Here is a 19,722-nt window from a genome sequence, read left to right on the forward strand (position 1 = left end):
ATCTTGTCACCAGATGCGGTCAAAAAAGCAGTAGATTTACTCAACGATCGTCCTCGAAAATCTCTTGACTATCGAACCCCTTCTGAGGTATTTTATAGTCAGGGATCGGAGACCGTTGCATTTCAAACTTGAATTGGCGATTGAATATAAAAAAATAGAGAATACATTAATTTTAAGATTTTACAAAAAACTGTGTTTTTTGCCTAATAGAGTAGTTTAGCGATCGTCCACCCGAAAATTCTAGGCGATCGCCTTGGCGGTAGCGCCCCAACTGCGGTTTCCCGCCTGTGTCATGGGGTACTTTAACCGATTACTGATGACTGGGGACTGAATAACAGTGTACGATCGAATCAAACAGTTTAAGAAAATCCGATCGCACATAACAGATGTCAGCGACCTCCATCGCACCCACTCCAATCTCGTTTCCCCTCACCGCCATTGTGGGACAGGAAGCCATCAAACTGGCTCTGCTCCTGTCCGCCATCGATCCCGGTTTGGGCGGCGTGGCCGTGTCCGGCCGTCGCGGAACCGCTAAATCCGTCATGGCTCGCGCCCTTCACGCTTTACTGCCCCCCATCGAAGTCGTCGCAGACTCCCTCAGTAACTGCGATCCCAACAAACCCGAAGAGTGGGACGATCGCGCGATCGAACTTTACGGAAATCAGGCCAACGGCAGCAGTGCTGAAATGCCCGAGGTGCCCACCCGCGTTATCCCGACGCCCTTCGTGCAAATTCCCCTCAACGTCACGGAAGACCGGCTTCTGGGGTCGGTCGATGTAGAACAGTCCGTCAAACAGGGACAACCGGTGTTTCAACCGGGACTGCTGGCGCAGGCTCATCGCGGCGTCCTCTACGTGGACGAAATCAATCTTCTCGACGACCAAGTGGCGAACCTGCTGCTGAACGTCCTCACAGAAGGCCGCAACCAAATCGAACGGGAAGGGATTAGCTTCCAACATCCCTGTCAGCCGTTGTTGATTGCAACCTACAACCCCGACGAAGGACCGCTGCGGGAACATTTGCTCGATCGCATCGCCATTACCCTCTCCGCCGACCAAGTGCTGGGACTCGATATGCGCGTGGCGGCGGTCGATCGCGTGTTAGATTACGCCAAATCACCCGAACACTTCCTCAAGCAGTTCGATGAAGACCTCGACGGCTTGAAAACCCAAATTCTCCTGGCGCGAGAATGGTTGAAAGACGTTCGCATCAAACCGGAACAGGTCGAATATCTCGTCAACGAAGCCATTCGCGGCGTAGTCCAGGGACATCGCGCCGAACTGTTCGCCGTGCGCGTGGCCAAAGCCGCCGCCGCCTTGGACGGACGCACGGAAGTCAACGCCGACGACTTGCGCCGGGCTGTAGAATTGGTCATCGTTCCGCGATCGACCGTGATTCAGACGCCGCCGGAAGAGGAACCGCCGCCGCCTCCCCCGCCGCCGGAGTCCAACCCACCGGAAGACGAACAGCAGGACGACCAACAAGAGGAACAGGACGAGGACGACCAACAAGAGGAAGATCGACCGGAAGACCAAACGCCGGACATTCCTGAAGAGTTTATTTTCGACCCGGAAGGGGCGATTCTCGACCCGGAAGTGCTGTATTTCTCCCAATCGATGCAGCGGGTTGGGAAATCGGGAAGCCGCAGTTTGATTTTCTCTGACGATCGCGGACGCTATATCAAACCGATGTTACCTCAAGGGAAAGTGGCTCGCGTGGCAGTCGATGCGACGTTGCGGGCGGCTGCACCCTATCAGAAGTCGCGACGGTTGCGGAATCCGGGTCGCCGCGTCATCGTGGAACAGTCCGATTTGCGATCGAAACGGTTGGTTCGCAAAGCTGGGGCGTTGGTGGTGTTCCTGGTGGACGCTTCCGGGTCGATGGCGTTGAATCGAATGCAGTCGGCGAAAGGTGCGGTGATGCAACTGCTGACGGAAGCGTATCAGAGTCGCGACCAAGTGTCGTTGATTCCGTTCCGTGGGGAACAAGCCGAGGTGTTGTTACCCCCGACGCGATCGATTACTCAGGCGCGGCGACGGTTGGAACGGCTTCCCTGCGGCGGCGGTTCGCCCTTGGCGCACGGGTTGACTCAGGCGGTTCGAGTGTGCGTGAACGCCCAGCAGTCGGGAGATGTGGGTCAGGCTGCGATCGTGGCCATTACGGACGGACGGGGAAATATTCCCTTGGCGCGATCGCTCGGAGAACCGATGGAACCGGGGGAAAAACCGGATATTAAGAAAGAGTTGCTGGAAATCGCCGGAAAAATTCGCGCCTTGAGCATTCAGCTTCTCGTGATCGACACTGAAAGCAAGTTTGTTTCGACGGGATTCGCGAAGGAACTGGCGAAGCAGGCGGGTGGGAAGTATTATCACCTTCCGAAAGCCAGCGACCAAACCATTGCAGCCATGACGCAAAATGCGTTGAGAGATGCAATGGGTTAAGCCGTAGGGTGCGTGACTTGAAAAATCGGGTGTCGATCGTGAGACCGAGAAATCGTCACGCACCGACAACGTACACCGCCAACATACAAGGGTGCGTGACTTGAAAAATCGGGTGTCGATCGTGAGACCGAGAAATCGTCACGCACCGCTGAGGTTTCAAAAATTGCACCACATCAGACACAGAGGGATTTAAGTTCGAGAGAAATCTGGGAAGTTGGGAAATTCGACTATAGTAATGAGTAAAATGTCATCCCTCAAGTGCGATGACCGTCAACGCCACTTTACCGGACTACCTCAATTCCCTGATTTCCCTCGCTTTCGAGGCGGGGCTATTCGACACGCGCCCTGAAAGCCTTGAGGACATCCTCGATCGCCTCCCCCACGATCGCATCGTCGCCTGTTGCAACGACAGCCCCCTCGGAAAACACCTTCCCGCCGCACTTTACGTTCACTGGTGCGCCGTCGAGAACTTATCGCTTCCCCTGCGTCTCTACGAAGCCTGCGCCAGAAGTCTTCTCGACGATTTAGACGGTGCAACGCTGGTGAAGTTTTCTCTCGAACATCCGAAACTCTCCTATCTGGCTTACCCGGAATTCGACAGCGAACCCCATCCAGTGCTTCACAGCAGTATTCGCGTCAACCTCCACCATCGCAGCGTCGATCGCCGCACTTATCAAATTACTGAAAATCCTCCAGTTCTGCACCGGAAGGAAACCTTCGTCACCCCAGATTATCCCGGTTACGAGGATTTCGTGCGTTTGACGAAACAAGAGGAACGCTTCGGACTCCTCGATAAACGACGCCACATCGGAACCCTGGCGGGTTGGGAAAAATGTTTGCAGGAAGCGGGGGTCGAAATTCGCGATTACACGGTGGTTCGCCGCCACGACAGCGAGGGAAATCTCGTTAAGCCCAAGATCGATCGCCATCGCGCTGCTATCGTCCGTCACGATTTGTCTCGTCCGGTCAAATTGGCGTTACAAGCGGGGTTGCTACCGCCAGAGAAAAGCTTTTTTGATTACGGATGCGGGTACGGCGGCGATGTCGATCGCATCGCACAACAAGAAATTGTCAGTCACGGATGGGATCCCTATTATGCGCCAGACAATCCCATCGAAGCCGCCGATGTGGTGAATTTGGGGTACGTGATTAACGTCATTGAAGAACCCGCCGAACGTCGGGAAGCTTTGGTGAAGGCGTGGGAGTTGACGCGAGAGGTGTTGGTGGTGTCGGCGCAAGTTGCGATTCGCGATCGCGATGCGGGACAACTGGCGTATGGCGACGGGGTGGTGACGCGACGGCGCACGTTTCAGAAATATTACGAACAGGAAGAACTGAAAGTCTATATCGACAGCGTTCTCGGGGTGGATTCGATTCCCCTGGGATTGGGGGTTTACGCGGTGTTTCGGGATATCGATCGCGGGGAACAGTTTCGTCTGTCTCGGTTTCGATCGCGATCGACGACACCGCGAATTCGCGTCTCGGTGAAACAGTTCGAGGAACATCGGGAAATCCTCGAACCTCTGATGCAGTTTTACAGCGATCGCGGACGACTCCCCCGAGGAGACGAGTTACACGAACAGACGGAAATTCTCGAGGTGTTCGGAAGTTTCCGGCGTGCGTTTCGGGTGGTATTGTGGGCGACGGACGAATCGGATTGGTACGACATCGCCGAACGCCGCCGTCAGGAGTTGTTGATTTATTTGGCGCTGACGAAATTCCGCCATCTTCCCCGGTTCGGACAGCTCGATCGCACGTTGCAATACGATATTCGCGCCTTTTTTGGCAGCTACAAACAAGCGTTAGCCGCCGCCGATTTAATGTTGTTTTCTGTGGGGGATTTATCCCGATTATCGACCCTTTGCAACAACAGTCCTCTCGGACAGCGATCGCGGCGAGGGTTGGTGGTGCATATCAGTGCTTTTGAAGACCTCGATCCCCTGTTGCGAATTTACGAAGGTTGCGCCAGTCGCACTATCGGACGCATGGAAGACACGACGTTAATTCAATTTCACACGCAACGTCCGAAGATTTCTTATTTGTTTTGTCCCGATTTCGACGAAGATCCTCATCCAATCGTTCGGCGCATCGTACAAATCGATTTACAAGAATTAGACGTTACGTATTACGATTATACGTATTATAAAAATCCATTTGTTTTGCATAAAAAAGAACAGTTTGTAACTCCAAATTACCCTTTATATGATAAATTTAAACGGCTAACGCGACAAGAAGAAAAATGGGGATTGTTAGACGACTTAGAAAAAATCCGCCGTCAAAAACAGTGGATAGAATGCTTGAACGAACACTGCGCCGAATTGCAAGGACATCGCGTTTACTGGCAAAAAGACGCCGATCCGTATCGTAAGAAACTCGTTGTGTCTAGAAGGCGTCGTTCGGCAGAGCGATCGCACCGCGATCGCAATATAATATAATACTTCTCGCCTCAATTGTATTTAAAAATGGAAACTGAAGGGCGATCGGCGATCGCTTACAATCCACAGGGAACATCCCATTTCGGCAATTATAGATAAGCAGCTACTATTGAGAATACTGGCTTGCCTCTCACAGAGACGAATTCACCTACGTCTTGAAACGATTTTCAACAATCAATTGTCATGTATCTTCCAAAACGGGATGCTCCCCAATCCACATAACATAAAATGTCCAGCAGGATTTCAGAGGTATCTGACTCTTGCAGAAAAACTTCCATTAAATCTCCAAGAAGCAGTTGCAGCACTTGAAGGTACAGAATAGAAATACTTGTCTGCATAGATCGATCGCATGAATCGAGGGTCATCAAAACTGGGGCGTTTGCTGTCAGATATCGCCTTGTCCCATCACACCGCCAAAAACTGCTGAATCACGTCGCGACTCAACTCGCTAGTCTCGCCCGAAGCGACGATTCCCCCTTTCTGCATCGCGTAATAGCAATCGGCTTGGCGAACGAAATGTAAATGTTGCTCCACTAGCAACACCGAAATTCCCGTTTCTTCAATAATCCGACGTACCGCCGCTTCAATTTCCAAAATAATCGACGGTTGAATCCCCTCCGTCGGTTCGTCTAACACCAACAGTTTCGGTTCCCCCATCAACGCTCGAGCGATCGCCAACTGCTGTTGCTGTCCGCCACTCAAATCGCCCCCCATACGCCCCAACATCGTTTTCAGAACCGGGAACAACTCGAAAATCGACTCGGGAATCGTGGCGTTGCGTCGTTTCCCCGGACGAGCTTCTAACCCCAGTAATAGGTTTTCCTTCACCGTCACGCGGGGAATGATTTCTCGCCCTTGGGGAACGTAGCCAATTCCCAATCTCGCCCGTTTGTCGGGGGAGAGAGTGTTAATGGGAGAGTCCATCAGTTCGATCGCCCCCGTTCTCGGTTTCAGCAACCCTACAATGGTCTTCAATAGTGTGGTTTTTCCCACGCCGTTTCGACCGATGAGACAGACCATTTGTCCGCAAGGAACGCTCAAATCTACATTTCGCAAAATGTGACTTTCGCCGTAGTACACGTTTAATCCTGACACGCGCAACATCAAGTCAGATGCTGTGACTGGGGGATCGATAGTTGCGTTCGTCATGCTGCTTCTTCCTCTTGCTGTCCCAAATACACTTCAATCACGCGGGGGTCGTTCTGCACCTCGTCCATATTCCCTTCGCACAACAGCGATCCTTGGTGCAATACGCTGACAGTACGAGCGATTTGTCGGACGAATTCCATATCGTGTTCGATGACGACGATCGAATGACTCTGCGCTAACGCCAATAGGAGATTTCCCACGTTTTCCGTTTCCTCGTCTGTCAGTCCGGCTACCGGTTCGTCTACTAACAGCAAATCCGGCGACTGTGCGACTAACATTCCAATTTCTAACCGTTGCTTTTCTCCGTGAGAGAGTAACGCCGCCTGTAATTCCGCTTTCGCTGTCAAACCGATCGTTTCGAGAAGTCCGTTGACAGTGCGGCGATCGCTCTTTGTCGGTTTCCCCAGTAAGGTACGAAATACCCCTTTTTGGCGGTTGCTGGCGAGATCGAGGTTTTCTCGAACGGTCAAGTTGAGATAGACGCGAGGGGTTTGAAACTTGCGTCCGATTCCCATACGGGCGATTTGATGTTCGTTGTACGGCCGCAAATTTTGTCCTTGGAAATACACCTTTCCTTCGGTAGGTTTGACTTTTCCCGTAATCACGTCCAGAAAGGTGGTTTTTCCCGCTCCGTTGGGACCGATAACGACCCGCAACTCGCCGACGTTCATACTAAAATTGAGGTCGTTGAGAGCTTTGAACCCGTCAAAACTGACGGTTAGATTGTCGATTTCTAGAATTTTTTCGGTGGTTTGTTCTGACATCGATTCAGTGGCTCGGTACGAACGTTAACATTATCAAATGCAACAGAAGTTTGTTGAGGTGTCAGGTTTAGTCCTTCAACCCAATTTACGATTTTTTAACGCTCGAGTTCTTCCCGTTCTTGTTGAATTTCTGGGTCTTGTTCGAGAGCCGGATACGTAATGAGTTGTTCTTGTAAACCGAGGAGCGATCGCAACTTGGGAATTCCCCAATCTCGCGCCCAGCCGAAAATTCCGTTAGGAAGAACCGTCACCACCAACAGGAATAACGCCCCTTGGAAAAACAACCAAACTTCTGGAAACTGTTCGCTGAGAAAAGTTTGTCCTAACCGCACTAACAGCGTTCCAATAATGGCACCGATGAGGGTCGCGCGACCGCCTACCGCCACCCAAATCACCATTTCGATCGAAAAGGCCACTTCCATTGCACTAGGGGTAATAATGCCCGTTTGCACGGTGTACAATGCCCCCGCAACACCCGCGATCGCCCCCGAAATCGCAAAGACCAAAACCTTGTATCCTGTGGGGTCATATCCCGTAAAGCGAACCCGAGTTTCGTCGTCGCGAATCGCCACGAGCAACCGTCCGAACCGTCCCGTCGTCAACCAGCGACAGAGGAAATATACCAATAGCAACCCCAACACAGATATTTCGTAGAACGCCAATTGTGCGCCCTCCGACCCGACTAAAACGCCAAAAATGGTTTCCGTGTCGGTTTTGAGTCCGTTCGTGCCGTTAATGAGCTTTTGTTGACCGTTGAAAAAGTTAAAAAAGACCAGCAACGCCGCTTGCGTCAAAATCGAAAAATAGACCCCTTTAATGCGGTTGCGAAAGACGAGGTAGCCCAGCAAACCCGCCACGATCGCGGGAATTACGAAAATAGCAACGATCGTCAAGGGAAACGAATAAAAGGGCGTCCAAAACCAAGGCAGTTCCGTCACGCCGTATAACGTAAAAAATTCAGGAATTTGTCCCTCGGGCAGTTGTAGTTTTAAGTGCATCGCCAGAGCGTAGCCGCCGAGGGCGAAGAAAATACCGTGTCCCAAACTCAACAGCCCAGTATATCCCCAAATTAAATCGAGTCCCAACGCCACGATCGAGAGTGCGACAAACCGCCCTAAAAGTTTGAGTCGAAAAGCTGGGAGTAAGGCGGGCATGACGATCGCAAAGACTAACGCCAAACCGAGGGCGATCGCGAGTTCGATAATCTGTTGCTTTTTCTGTTGTTGTCGCTTGGCAAAATTGCCGACTTCCGCATTCATTGTAAATACCTAGACAGCCTGGGTTTTATATTCTGAACTATTGTTTGCGATCGAGATCGACAAAACGAGGCGCTTTTCCCGAATTTCCTTAAAGTTCTGCGGTACGTCCTTTTTGTGGAAAAATTCCCGATGGTTTCACCTGTAAGAACGCAATAATCAATGCAAACACCATAACTTTTGCCATACTCGTCGTGGCAAAAAACGTAAAGAAATCAGTCAAAGGTTGCAACGCATCACTATTAGAAAACATCAATGCCAAAGTTCCAGAGCCGATTAAATACGTCACGATTCCGATCGCTAACGCGGCGATAACCGTTCCGAACAAATTCCCCACACCTCCAACGACCACCACCATAAACACATCGACGATGTAATTTTGTCCCGTATTCGGACCGACCGATCCCAACAAGGTAATGGCACATCCTGCAATTCCCGCCAAGCCAGAACCGATCGCAAACGTCAACGCATCTACGGTATCGGTTGGAATGCCCAAACAAGCACTCATTTCGCGGTTTTGCGTGACGGCTCGGATTCGCAAACCCCAGATCGATCGATTCAAAAACCAGTAAATTCCCAGCAAACAAAGCACCGTTAAAACGATGATAAAAATCCGCGAATAGGGAAGTTGATAAATCCCCACGGAAAACCCACCCCGCAACCAAGCCGGGGGCGTTACGTCTACGTTTCGGGCGCTAAACCAGGGTTTTGTCAGGACTTCTACGCCAGTTTTCGATACCAACACCCCCGCCACTACAGAAATCGCCAACGAAAGCGGAAGTAAAGCGGAAATTGCAGCGGTACGAATGCGTTCCCAATCGGTACGTTTGCTGAGAAACCAGAGTCCGCCGAAAAACAACAGACAAAACAGGACAATTCCCAGAACTAATACACCGTTGACGCTGCGGACGAACTGACGCAAAATCAGACTGATTCCCCAGGTTGCCAGGAGAGTCTCTAGGGGGCGTCCGTAAAGGAAGCGAATGACGCCTCGCTCGAGGATCAGTCCTGCGATCGCCGACACGATAAACGCGACGGGAAGTGCTACGAAAATATAAAGGCTAAACGCACCGTCGCCGAATCCTTGAAAGATGTTTTGAACGACGAAAGTTGCATAAGCCCCGAGCATCATTAATTCGCCGTGGGCTAAGTTAATAACACCCATCAAGCCGAAGACGATCGCGAGTCCCAAGGCGGCGAGTAACAATACCGAACCAATACTGAAACCGTTAAAAATACCAACCGCAAGTTCTAGCATTTGCTGGTTAAAAGATTTACTTTACTCAAATCTTCAGTGCGCTCGAGCGGACACCCAAGGCACGCCCGAAGCAGAGCCTCGGGAACAACATTCCCAGGCAGAGCCTGGGAACGATGGTGCGACGGCGAAGTGACCGACCCGAGAAGGCTCAAACGTCTTCAGCCTTAAACCTTTCCCCTTTGCTGGGGTCAGACCAATCGCAGGCGTACCCCTTTGTGGCTGGAACGTATTGATTCCACGCTTGCGGGGCAACCGGTTCGTCGGTAGACCAAACGATATCGAACAAGCCGTCATCGCGCACTTGACCGATGCGAACCGTTTTCGAGAGGTGGTGGTTGGGGTTAACCGTCACCAACCCTTCGGGGGCTTGGAATTCTTGACCGATGGCCGCTTGACGGACGGCTTCGAGGTCGGTGGTTCCTGCTTGTTCGACCGCTTGCTTCCACAGGTACACCATGATGTACGCTGCTTCCATGGGGTCGTTGGTCACGCGATCTTCGCCGTATTCGGCTTTGAAGGCTTGAACCCATTTTTCGTTTTCGGGAGTCTCGACGGTTTGGAAGTAGTTCCAAGAGGCGTAATGACCGATGAGGAACTCTTTCCCGATTTGTCGCACTTCTTCTTCGGCGATACTGACCGACATGACGGGGTATTTGTCCGGTGTCAAACCTGCCCCTTGCATTTGTTTGAAGAACGCGACGTTGCTGTCTCCATTGAGGGTGTTGAAGATAATGCCGCCATCGGGCAGTGCTTGTTGAATTTTGGTAATAATCGGCGTGACTTCCGTACTTCCCAAGGGCAGATAATCTTCCCCGACAGTGTTGCCACCTTCGGCTTTTAGTTGTTCTTTAATGACGGTATTCGCCGTGCGGGGGAAAACGTAGTCCGAGCCGACTAAGAAAAAGTCCGTTCCTTTATTATCGAGCAGCCATTGGACGGCAGGCTCGATCTGTTGGTTCGGCGCAGCTCCCGTATAAAAAATATTTTTCGAGCATTCTTGCCCTTCGTATTGCACGGGATACCATAACATATGGTCTTTCGACTCGAAAACGTCTTTGACCGCTTTGCGACTGGCAGAAGTCCAACATCCGAAAACAACGGCGACTTGGTCTCGATCGATCAGTTTTTCGGCTTTTTCTGCAAACGTCGGCCAGTCCGAGGCTCCGTCTTCGACAACGGCTTCGATCTGTTTTCCGAGGACGCCGCCTGCCTCGTTAATTTCTTTGATAGCGAGTTTTTCGGCTTCGACCACGGTGGTTTCGCTAATTGCCATCGTGCCGCTGAGGGAGTGAAGAATGCCGACTTTAATGGTGTCGCCATTTTCTCCTCCCGTCGCGCCGTCACCGTTGCCGGTATCGGTTCCGGTTTCGGGGGGAGTGCTACAGGATTTTAACAGCAGGCTCGTTCCGAACGCTGCCGATCCGTACAGAAGAAATTTACGCCGACCTAACCCATTGCTCATAGTCAATTTTGTGAAAAAACTTGAATTCGCCAACCAGGGCAAAACGCTCGAAACGAGAGACTTTTTAATAGAAACTTAGAACGAGAAAAGACCCTCGGAACGTACCGACAATCGGTAACGTTCGCGAGGTGCGATGTGGCATCATCTCAAGATCGAGCGCAGTAGGAAATTTCTGAAAAACGGTAACAAGAACGCCCTTTCGCTGATGTATCCTAGAGGAATTTAAAAGTAGTAATTGTAACGAGATATACAAAATATGCTTTGTCCGGTGGGGATAACGGGAAAGTGCGATCGCCGTTGCAAAAATCCCCCAGTCGCCCTCGATCGATTTCTGTCGCGCGATAGAGTTGTTGGCTCGATGGAATTGAGTAATCTAGCAAGTAAGCTGCGTGTCGAGACTTTCATTCAAAACGTTTGAGGTGTTATGCCTGCCAGCAGAACACTGCAACACGCACAATATTTAACGACGTAACGCACCGACTCCGACCCCAGGACACCCGACGCAACCATTACTATGAGTTCGACTGCCTCCCCTCAACCTCAAGATCGCCTTGCCCTATCTCAAACTGTCCGCGATAAAGCCAAAACCCTACGGATTACGGGTTGGGTCAGCTTTTGGCTGCAACTGTTTGCGACCTTTGCTATTGTCTTATCTCTGATTTTCGCCGTGACGGGTCGCGGTGTGGCGGAGGAGTCGAACCCCGGAATCGGCATGGGAATGTTTCTGGCCACCATCGGCGGCGTTGGGGCTGCGTTTTGCGTCGTGTTGTCGTTTCGCTTCGCCCGCGTGGGAAAACGACTACTCGATCCCCGCGTCGATCGCAATCCCAAAAGATCGAATACTGTGCGATCGCTGAAAATAGCAGCAGTTGTGGGGATCGTCGGGGCGATCGTCACACTCTTGGGATCGGGTGTAACTGCCAGCGTTTTGGTGGCTAAAACGATTTCCCAACCCCCCGGAACCACGCTAACACAAGCCAGTCACGCCGTCCGCGCTCTCGATGCCCTAGTCATGGTCGCTAACCTCAACGGGATCGCTGCCCACTTTATCGCCATGTTAGAAGCGTTCTGGCTCATCTACCGCATCGGCAACCCCGAAGATGTCGGCTTAACGTGAAGATCCGCCTTTCCCAATCCCAAAAACAACAAAGCCGCGAACAGTTGGGTTCGTGGCTCGCTGTTGATTGTAAAATACCCCCAGGGGAATTCGAATCCCCGTCGCCTCCGTGAAAGGGAGGTGTCCTAGGCCTCTAGACGATGGGGGCAGGTATTTGGGTAGCTCCTCGAGCCTTATTACCTTGCGGCTTTATTGCTCGAGCGTTTACCAATATAGCTGTGATTTCTCGAGCTGTCAAGTCCCCAAACCCAATTTTTTCAGAATTCACCAAGCAGGCGAAACCCGAACACAACAAAGCAGCGAAGCCAACTGTCCGCTGCTCGCTGTTGATTGTAAAATACCCCCAGGGGAATTCGAATCCCCGTCGCCTCCGTGAAAGGGAGGTGTCCTAGGCCTCTAGACGATGGGGGCAGGTATTTTGTTTGGCGTCGGCAAATCTCGCTCGGGCGATTTCGCTTGAGCCTTTACTAAATTAACTAATATATTTGGAGCTGTCAAGTCCTAAAACCCAAATTTTTTCTAGAATTTTGGAGAAAGAGGGTTAGGTGGTTTGACAATAGCTGGCCAGGACTTGAATACAGCGATCGATCGCTCCTAGAGAGGCAATCTCGAAACCGTGGGTGTTTTGGGTGGGGAAGCCCAAACAGGCCGCTCGAGCAACGTGACCGAACTTCATGGCGATCGATCCGTCGCTGCCAAAGCTGCGAATCACCGCCTGTTGTAGCGGAACGTTCGCCTCTTGCGCCGCCGCCCGCAATCGTGCGTTCAACCATTCATCGTAAACGCCGTATCCGTCTTGAGACAACAACACCGGAGCGTCTCCATCTTCGATGGGATATTCTGGGGCGAGGGGGCAAATTTCTAAGGCGATGAGGGCGTCGAGGCGGTTACGGTTGGTGAAGTACAACGCTCCGATCGCTCCGACTTCTTCTTTCGCCGAGGCCACCAAATACACCGTCATCAGCGGGTTTTTCACCCGTTCGGCTAACGCCAGCAAAATGGCAACGGATGCCTTGTTATCGAGGGTATAACTGGTGATGTAGTCGTCGATGCGAAAGGGGCGTTTGCGGTGTTTTCCGACGACGACGCGGGTTCCGGGGCGCACCCCCACTAAATCGAGATGTTCGCGCGATCGCTTGGTTTCGATCCAGGCGTCTTCCCAATTCAACGCCAACTCGCTTTGCAACGCCTTTTGGGGGGAATTGTGAGAAACGTGACGGGAACCAAAGCTGAGGATTCCCGGTATCGTGGCGCGATCGCCGAGGAGATCGACGACGCCTTCTCCATACACCCAGGGAAACGAACCACCCAACGGACGGACGTTGACGCGTCCATCGGGTTCGATATCGTTGACGATCGCCCCAATTTCATCTTTATGGCCGGTAATAGCGATCGCGCGATCGGAATTCTGCCCTGGAATCTTCGCGATGACGTTTTCCGCCTCGTCTTTCCAAACTTCGACGCCACAAGCTGCGAAGCGATCGAGCAACAGGCGATCGATCTCCCGTTCGTCGCCGCTTGGGGAATGACACATCACCAAATCTTCAATCGTCTGACACAGTTCCTCAAACGCCAACTGAACCTCCTCGATCGCTAATTTACGCTAATGGGTCATTTTCCCATCTTTCGGTTGGGGGCGGTGCGTGACGCGGGAAGTCCATTCTCCTAACTTCGACAACATTGTTTCCCCGCGTCACGGCACCCTACGCTTTTCCTCTTCTCCTCTTTCGGTTGGGGGCGGTGCGTGACGCGGGAAGTCCATTCTCCTAACTTCGACAACATTGTTTCCCCGCGTCACGGCACCCTACGCTCCTCATCTCCTCTTTCGGTTGGGGGCGGTGCGTGACGCGGGAAGTCCATTCTCCTAACTTCGACAACATTGTTTCCCCGCGTCACGGCACCCTACGCTCCTCATCTCCTCAGCTTGCGTTACGATCGATTTATCGTCGCAAACCTACGGAATTATGGCTACGACCCGAGAAATCGAAACCCTCGCCGCCGAAATCGCCGATAAAATCTATATCGACGTGGCCAAATGGCATCTTTACCTCGGTGACGCGAACTTACATATCCCCCTCGCCGAACGGTTTTATCCGATGCTGGAAAACGACGATCTCAGCAACGCCAACGTTCAAACGGTGTTGCAAGACATCTCAGTTCCCCTCGGTGGCGGACGCACGGAAGTTTCGCTGCTGGACTTGCTGCCTGCAACGTGTCAAAGTCAGTTGGCGGAGTTGTTAGAGGATTTCCAAAAGGAAAATCTCTAGACGGTACGCTCGAATCACTTCTACACGATAGGCGAAATGCAAGTTCGACAAATTTTCGTTCATCCGGTTAAGGGATTGTCGCCCCAGTCGATCGCCCAGGCGGAATTACGAGAAAATTGGGGAATGGTGTGCGATCGCGCCTTTGGGTTAATGTTTGTCGATACGGGTAAAGAACCGGGAAGACTCGCCCCGTGGCAACAAAAAAAGCATTTCGCCGTTCAAAACGACTGGCCGCAGTTAGCCGCCTTATGCTGTCACTATGATTTCGACAGCCAAACCTTAACGGTGAAACGAAACCAGGAGGTTTTGCTGTCGGCGAAGACGAATGACGAGGGCGATCGCGATCGCATCGGCGCATTTTTCACCGAATACCTGCAAACCCTCACCCCCAGTTCCGCCGCCAGACATCCCCAAAAAGCTTCGATTTGCTTCGTCGGAACGGCGACGGGAGAAACCCAATATCGCGATCGCGAACCGGGACAAATTTCGATAATTTCCCAAGCCACCTTCGACGCGATCGCCCAAGCCGTCGGTGTCGAGGCCATCGATCCTCGGCGATTCCGCCCCAACTTCGTCGTCGAGGGAATTGCCGCCTGGGAGGAATTCAACTGGATAGGGCGTCGCGTAAAGTTAGGAAGCGTCCTCGTCGAAATCACCGCCCCCATCGGACGCTGTTTCAACATCAACGTCAACCCCGACACCGGAGAAGCCGATTTACCCCTATTGGCTCGACTTCCCCAACACTTCGGACACGCTCGTACCGGCGTCATCGCCAAAGTGTTAACCTCGGGAGCCGTCACCACCCACGACGAAATTTCTGTATACGGTGCGTAACGCGGGGATGACATGGGTTCGATAAACCTATGATGGGGGAGCTGTCAAAGGTGCGTAACGCGGGAACGAGATTGACCGGATGGCGGCCACAGGATTTCCCCCGCGTTACACACCCTTGTATGTTGGCAGCGTACATTGTCGGTGCGTGACGAGTTCTCGGTTTCACGATTTACACCCGATTTTTCAAGTCACGCACCCTACCAACTGGCGACTGGTGACTGGTGACTGGCGACTGGTGACTGTAAAAGACTGGTGACTGTAAAAGACTGGTGACTGTAAAAGACTGGCGGCTGAAAAACCGACACCGTTTTGCCACAATTTTGATGTTTTCTGAGGGAAACTTCGGATATCGTCCTTTTTTAGATCGACACATGAAGCGAAAGACGTTACTTTCCTTGGCGTCCCTCTCTCTCTTGACTCCCAGTCTCGCACCCCGAGCCGTCGCCACACCCCCACGAACTCCCGACATTGAAGAAACTTGCGAACTACTGGTGGTTGGTGGTGGGTTATCCGGTTCCGCCGCCGCTTACGAAGCTCTCCTCGACGGAAAAACCGTTTGCATGACGGAAATTACCGATTGGGTGGGGGGACAGATTTCCGCCCAAGGAACCTCTGCTCTCGACGAACGTGCCACGCAACGGAGTTTGCTGTACTATCCTCGAGGGTATCTGGCGTTACGAACTGCCATTGAAGATCGTTACAATCTTCTCAATCCGGGGGCTTGTTGGGTCAGCGAGTCCTGTTTCATGCCCTACGACGGTCACGAGTTGCTGTTTGAAATCCTCGAAGATGCCGAAGATGCTGGAGATGGGACGCTGAAATGGTTTCCCAATACGGTAATCAAAGATTTGGAGTATAACGCTGAAGGTAACATTATTTCTGCGGCGATCGCCATTCAACACCAAAGCACTCCCGACGCTCCCCCGATTAATACGTTTCCCCTGTCTGCAACCATCGAAGACGCCTATCGTTACGAAGATTCCGATCGCTTCGAGAAGGCGATCGTTCGGTTTGTCCCGCAACCGTTAGACAAAGACGAACCGCCGCGAACTTCCCCCAACTGGTACGTCATCGACGCCACAGAAACCGGAGAACTCATCGGCTTAGCGGACGTTCCCTATCGCGTGGGAATCGATCCCCGCTCCTATCTCGAACCCTCTTCTTCGAGCGAAACCGGCGATCCCTACTGTACCCAAGGTTTCACCTACACCTTCGCGATGGAGGCGACGGAGGAACCCCAAAACCACGAAATGCCGGAATTTTACCCCCAGTACGAACCCTATTACAGCTACGAACTCGATCGCCTGGCGGACTTCACCCTGGTTTACACCTATCGCCGCATCCACAGCATGAAGCCGAAGGAAGACTTACCGGGGAACGTGCGAGAATACCCGATTTATCCCGGCGACATCTCCATGCAAAACTGGACTTGGGGGAACGACTATCGCCCCGGAACCGCCGAGGACAACTTAATTTACACCCGCAACCAACTCGCGGAAACCGGACAACTCGAACCCGGCGGATGGCTGGGGGGACTGCGAACGGAGACGCTGCGGCGAGGTGAGGAAAATGCGATCGGTTACTTTTATTGGTTGGTTCGCGGAACCACCGATTCCCAATTAGGAGACGGCGTCAAAGAACCCCACCCCAACCACCGCTACCTCAGCGGCTTCGACTCGCCGATGGGAACCGCTCACGGTTTGTCGAAGTATCCTTATATGCGGGAAGGACGGCGGATTATCGGTCGTCCCGACTGGACGCATCGCGACGGGTTTACGGTGTGGGAAGTGGACATTTCCCAAGCGGATTTTCGCGAGGATTTCTACCGCATTAATTTACTTCCCGAGGAATTTCGCCAGTTGTGGGCGGTATTATCGGGGTTAGAGGCGACGGCGGTGGCTGCACGGGAGATTCCGCCAGAAGAAGCCGAACGGCGAATGCGATCGACCCTATTTCCCGATACGGTGGGAATCGGACATTATGCGATCGACTTTCACCCTTGCATGGCGTTGAGTCCCCCAGAAGCCCCTGGAAATTACGAGCGTCCGGGGGAACGGCGAGGTGCAGGACGGGCGTTTCCGTTTCAAATTCCCCTGCGATCGACGATTCCGCAGAAGTTAGACAACCTTTTAGTCGCCGGAAAAAGCATCGCCACGAGTCACATTGCAGCGGCGGCGTACCGAGTTCACTCCTTTGAATGGTCGGCTGGGGCTGCGGTGGGAACCACAGCGGCCTTTGCGTTAGAAAACGACATTGCACCTTACGAGTTGGTGGACGATTTGCCTTATCCCGAACCGCAGTTAGAGGCGTTGCAGCGGCGGTTGACGGATAATGGAAATCCGGTCGTGTTCCCCAATACGTCGATTTTTAACAATACTTGGGATAACTGGGATTAGTTGTCAGATTTGTAACCTTCTCCCCAATCTCTTTCTAGATAAGAGGTTGGGGAGATATGACGGTTAACGATAATGTGAAAAGCAGCGTCATACTAATTCTATTGCATTATGAATTTCCGCAAGTTATAATTGAAGATTAACAGCAAAAAATATGATTTAAGTTTTATGAAAATTCAAAATCTCAAAATCACTAACTTTAGAGGCATCCGCGAGCTAGACTTGGATTTTAGCGATCGCGATTTAGTTGTCTTGGTCGGCGTAAACGGAGTTGGCAAATCGAGTATCTTAGACATTTCTAGAATCCTTTTATCTTATTTGGCTGAATGGCTAAACGATTGGCAGTATTATAGCGAAATCTTAAGCCTATCGACTCCAAATGTCGATAAACCTCTATCGCTAATTGAAAAAAGTCTATACGAAGGACAACTAGCTGCATATCAGATGACAAAGGGATTGGAGACATTGGAAAAGCCTGACGATAAAATTCAAAAATCTTTTGATTCAAATTTTTTACTTCCAATCAATTTGCATTATATAGACAATAGATCTAAAAACTTGATAGCAAGAATTTCAATTGAAATCATTTTAGGCAATTTCAAAGAAAAAATTAAATGGGGCATTCAAACAAAAAAATCTCAAAATAGTAATATATTATCAGCGAAGAAAGCGTTACATGAAATAAACAAATTTACTAAAAATAAAGATGTACTGAATTTAGATGATATAAACTTACCAATCCTGGTTTACTATTCAGTTAATCGAGCGATTCCAAATTCTTTGCTCGATAGCCCAGAAGACTCTGAATGTTTTCTCAGTCAAGTCTATCATCAAGCTTTGACGGGAACTAACGTAGGATTTAAACACTTTTTTCAATGGTTTAAAATTTTAGAAGACATTGAAAACGAAGAAATTCGCGACAATCCAGAACATCGAGATAAAAAACTCGAAGCAGTTCGTTCGGCAATTTACGATTTAGTTCCAGGATTTTCTAACTTAAGAGTACGTCGATCGCCTTTACGGATGACCGTCAACAAAAATAACGAAGAATTAGAAATAAATCAACTATCCGACGGCGAAAAGTGCCTAATTGCAATGGTAGGAGATATCGCACGTCGGTTAGCCATTGCAAATTCAAATCTAGCAAATCCACTCGAGGGAACAGGAGTCGTCTTAATCGACGAAATCGAACTTCACTTACATCCTCAGTGGCAAAAAGATGTTATTCCTTCACTTCGGCGAACCTTCCCAAACTGTCAGTTTATCGTAACGACACATTCGCCGCAAGTTGTGAGTCAAGTTAAACCAGAAAATGTCTATATTCTAGAAAAACAAGCAGATAACATTGTAGTCAGCCATCCCGAACTCTCCTATGGTCGAGAGATCGGTCAAATCGTTGAAGACGTGATGGGAGGCGTTGCCAGACCCCCTGAAGTTCGAGACGAACTGATGCAGCTTTTTCAACTGATTGAAGAGGGGAATTTAGACGCTGCACGTCAACTTCACGAACAAATATCAGATAAAATAGGAGCGGACGATCCGCAATTAATTAAAGCTAGTGCGTCAATTCGTCGTCGGGAGATTTTGAATCGGTGAAGTATATCCGCAAAGGAACTGAACCCAAGCGGTTTGAGGAGTGGAAACAGGAAGAAAACGAAGATTGGAAACCGTCGTATGACGACAACTTCCAAAATCCAGAAAAGCAAGAAGTTCACGAAGCACTTTTAAAAGAACAGGGTTATATTTGCTGTTACTGCGAACGACAGATCGATCGCTCTTCGAGTCACATCGAACATTTGATTCCACGAAATCAACGTTACGATTTAGCGTTAGCCTATGACAACCTGTTCGCATCGTGTCAGGGAGAAAGTGAAACGCCACCTCCCAAATCCGTTCACTGCGGACATAAGAAGGCGGAATGGTATGATGAAACGTTGATGGTGTCGCCGTTACAGGAAGATTGCGAAACTTTTTTTCGCTACACGGAAGACGGACAAATTTTAGCATCCCGCGATGTTGAAAAAAACAAAGCTGCGACAACTACAATAGACAAACTCGGACTCGATATTCCCAAGTTGCGGCGAATGCGTCAAGCCGCGATCGAGGGATTTTTAGGAGATATCGATCGTCTGTTACCTGAACAAATCGAAACGTTATTGAATTGGCTATCTCAATCAAAGCAAGGTCAGTTTGAAGCGTTTGGTAGTGCGATCGCCTACGTTCTAAAACAGTATTATTAATAGAACATTCGCTCTCGAAAGTGATTCGATAAAACGAACGAGTTTAGAGCAAAATGTTTGACCCTAAACTCGTGTAATACGGAATCCAGGTTTGAAAACCCTGTTT

Annotated in this window: 14 protein-coding genes, 2 tRNA genes and 1 pseudogene; 9 read left to right on the forward strand and 8 right to left on the reverse strand. The window is 50.8% G+C overall.

Annotated features, from left to right (window positions below; all coding sequences use genetic code 11):
- The 3 genes and pseudogenes from POG22_RS17235 to POG22_RS17245 form a co-directional block, all read left to right on the forward strand.
- Window positions 1-132, forward strand: a pseudogene (locus POG22_RS17235) (IS30 family transposase); the annotation flags it as partial.
- Window positions 133-386: 254 nt separating this feature from the next.
- Window positions 387-2,441, forward strand: coding sequence for a magnesium chelatase ATPase subunit D (gene bchD / locus POG22_RS17240; protein WP_498906599.1), 2,055 nt, complete (start codon window positions 387-389; stop codon window positions 2,439-2,441).
- Between the two features lie 263 nt (window positions 2,442-2,704).
- Window positions 2,705-4,876, forward strand: a complete 2,172-nt coding sequence (locus POG22_RS17245; protein WP_498906600.1) for a DNA phosphorothioation-associated putative methyltransferase — start codon at window positions 2,705-2,707, stop codon at window positions 4,874-4,876.
- 405 nt (window positions 4,877-5,281) lie between these two features.
- Here the strand turns inward: POG22_RS17245 and urtE are convergent, their stop codons facing one another.
- The 5 genes from urtE to urtA form a co-directional block, all read right to left on the reverse strand.
- Entirely contained in the window at window positions 5,282-5,980 is a 699-nt protein-coding gene (gene urtE, locus POG22_RS17250; RefSeq protein WP_498906615.1) for an urea ABC transporter ATP-binding subunit UrtE, read from the reverse strand.
- 41 nt (window positions 5,981-6,021) lie between these two features.
- On the reverse strand, window positions 6,022-6,789 hold the full coding sequence (urtD, locus tag POG22_RS17255; RefSeq protein WP_498906601.1) for an urea ABC transporter ATP-binding protein UrtD: 768 nt from the start codon (window positions 6,787-6,789) through the stop codon (window positions 6,022-6,024).
- A gap of 95 nt (window positions 6,790-6,884) precedes the next feature.
- On the reverse strand, window positions 6,885-8,048 hold the full coding sequence (gene urtC / locus POG22_RS17260; RefSeq protein ID WP_498906602.1) for an urea ABC transporter permease subunit UrtC: 1,164 nt from the start codon (window positions 8,046-8,048) through the stop codon (window positions 6,885-6,887).
- An 88-nt stretch (window positions 8,049-8,136) separates the two neighbouring features.
- Window positions 8,137-9,303: an ABC transporter permease gene (locus POG22_RS17265; RefSeq protein ID WP_498906603.1), complete on the reverse strand. Its 1,167-nt coding sequence runs from the start codon at window positions 9,301-9,303 to the stop codon at window positions 8,137-8,139.
- Window positions 9,304-9,451: 148 nt separating this feature from the next.
- Entirely contained in the window at window positions 9,452-10,765 is a 1,314-nt protein-coding gene (gene urtA, locus POG22_RS17270; protein WP_498906604.1) for an urea ABC transporter substrate-binding protein, read from the reverse strand.
- A 514-nt stretch (window positions 10,766-11,279) separates the two neighbouring features.
- On the opposite strand from urtA, the gene POG22_RS17275 reads away from it, so the two are divergent.
- A complete protein-coding gene (locus POG22_RS17275; protein ID WP_498906605.1) occupies window positions 11,280-11,882 on the forward strand; it encodes a DUF3611 family protein in 603 nt (200 codons plus the stop codon).
- 75 nt (window positions 11,883-11,957) lie between these two features.
- Here the strand turns inward: POG22_RS17275 and POG22_RS17280 are convergent.
- From POG22_RS17280 to POG22_RS17290, 3 genes are all read right to left on the reverse strand, one after another.
- Window positions 11,958-12,030: transfer RNA gene (locus POG22_RS17280), tRNA-Glu, on the reverse strand.
- A gap of 190 nt (window positions 12,031-12,220) precedes the next feature.
- Window positions 12,221-12,293 (reverse strand) — tRNA-Glu (locus tag POG22_RS17285).
- 130 nt (window positions 12,294-12,423) lie between these two features.
- On the reverse strand, window positions 12,424-13,416 hold the full coding sequence (locus POG22_RS17290; protein ID WP_498906616.1) for a M42 family metallopeptidase: 993 nt from the start codon (window positions 13,414-13,416) through the stop codon (window positions 12,424-12,426).
- 430 nt (window positions 13,417-13,846) lie between these two features.
- On the opposite strand from POG22_RS17290, the gene POG22_RS17295 reads away from it, so the two are divergent.
- The 5 genes from POG22_RS17295 (at window position 13,847) to POG22_RS17315 (ending at window position 19,616) form a co-directional block, all read left to right on the forward strand.
- Window positions 13,847-14,149, forward strand: a complete 303-nt coding sequence (locus tag POG22_RS17295) for a DUF3181 family protein (RefSeq protein ID WP_498906606.1) — start codon at window positions 13,847-13,849, stop codon at window positions 14,147-14,149.
- Window positions 14,150-14,185: 36 nt separating this feature from the next.
- Window positions 14,186-14,983, forward strand: coding sequence for an MOSC domain-containing protein (locus POG22_RS17300; protein ID WP_498906607.1), 798 nt, complete (start codon window positions 14,186-14,188; stop codon window positions 14,981-14,983).
- A 371-nt stretch (window positions 14,984-15,354) separates the two neighbouring features.
- Window positions 15,355-17,379: an FAD-dependent oxidoreductase gene (locus POG22_RS17305; RefSeq protein WP_498906617.1), complete on the forward strand. Its 2,025-nt coding sequence runs from the start codon at window positions 15,355-15,357 to the stop codon at window positions 17,377-17,379.
- Between the two features lie 129 nt (window positions 17,380-17,508).
- On the forward strand, window positions 17,509-18,972 hold the full coding sequence (locus POG22_RS17310) for an AAA family ATPase (RefSeq protein WP_498906608.1): 1,464 nt from the start codon (window positions 17,509-17,511) through the stop codon (window positions 18,970-18,972).
- Window positions 18,969-19,616 carry a retron system putative HNH endonuclease gene (locus POG22_RS17315; protein ID WP_498906609.1) on the forward strand — a complete coding sequence of 216 codons (648 nt, stop codon included), beginning with the start codon at window positions 18,969-18,971 and terminating at the stop codon, window positions 19,614-19,616. The genes POG22_RS17310 and POG22_RS17315 overlap by 4 nt, the downstream gene beginning before the upstream one ends.
- Window positions 19,617-19,722: the final 106 nt, after the last annotated feature.

Origin of the sequence: Geitlerinema sp. CS-897, assembly GCF_028368005.1 — a bacterium.
GTDB classification, from domain to species: domain Bacteria; phylum Cyanobacteriota; class Cyanobacteriia; order Cyanobacteriales; family Geitlerinemataceae; genus Baaleninema; species Baaleninema simplex.

Bases quoted from the DNA above. Each gene is read 5' to 3' on its own strand.
- POG22_RS17290 (WP_498906616.1), bottom strand. From the start codon at position 13,416: ATGTGTCATTCCCCAAGCGGCGACGAACGGGAGATCGATCGCCTGTTG.
- POG22_RS17300 (WP_498906607.1), top strand. From the start codon at position 14,186: ATGCAAGTTCGACAAATTTTCGTTCATCCGGTTAAGGGATTGTCGCCC.
- POG22_RS17295 (WP_498906606.1), top strand. From the start codon at position 13,847: ATGGCTACGACCCGAGAAATCGAAACCCTCGCCGCCGAAATCGCCGAT.
- POG22_RS17275 (WP_498906605.1), top strand. From the start codon at position 11,280: ATGAGTTCGACTGCCTCCCCTCAACCTCAAGATCGCCTTGCCCTATCT.
- POG22_RS17305 (WP_498906617.1), top strand. From the start codon at position 15,355: ATGAAGCGAAAGACGTTACTTTCCTTGGCGTCCCTCTCTCTCTTGACT.
- bchD (WP_498906599.1), top strand. From the start codon at position 387: ATGTCAGCGACCTCCATCGCACCCACTCCAATCTCGTTTCCCCTCACC.
- urtE (WP_498906615.1), bottom strand. From the start codon at position 5,980: ATGTTGCGCGTGTCAGGATTAAACGTGTACTACGGCGAAAGTCACATT.
- urtD (WP_498906601.1), bottom strand. From the start codon at position 6,789: ATGTCAGAACAAACCACCGAAAAAATTCTAGAAATCGACAATCTAACC.
- urtA (WP_498906604.1), bottom strand. From the start codon at position 10,765: ATGAGCAATGGGTTAGGTCGGCGTAAATTTCTTCTGTACGGATCGGCA.
- POG22_RS17265 (WP_498906603.1), bottom strand. From the start codon at position 9,303: ATGCTAGAACTTGCGGTTGGTATTTTTAACGGTTTCAGTATTGGTTCG.
- POG22_RS17245 (WP_498906600.1), top strand. From the start codon at position 2,705: ATGACCGTCAACGCCACTTTACCGGACTACCTCAATTCCCTGATTTCC.
- urtC (WP_498906602.1), bottom strand. From the start codon at position 8,048: ATGAATGCGGAAGTCGGCAATTTTGCCAAGCGACAACAACAGAAAAAG.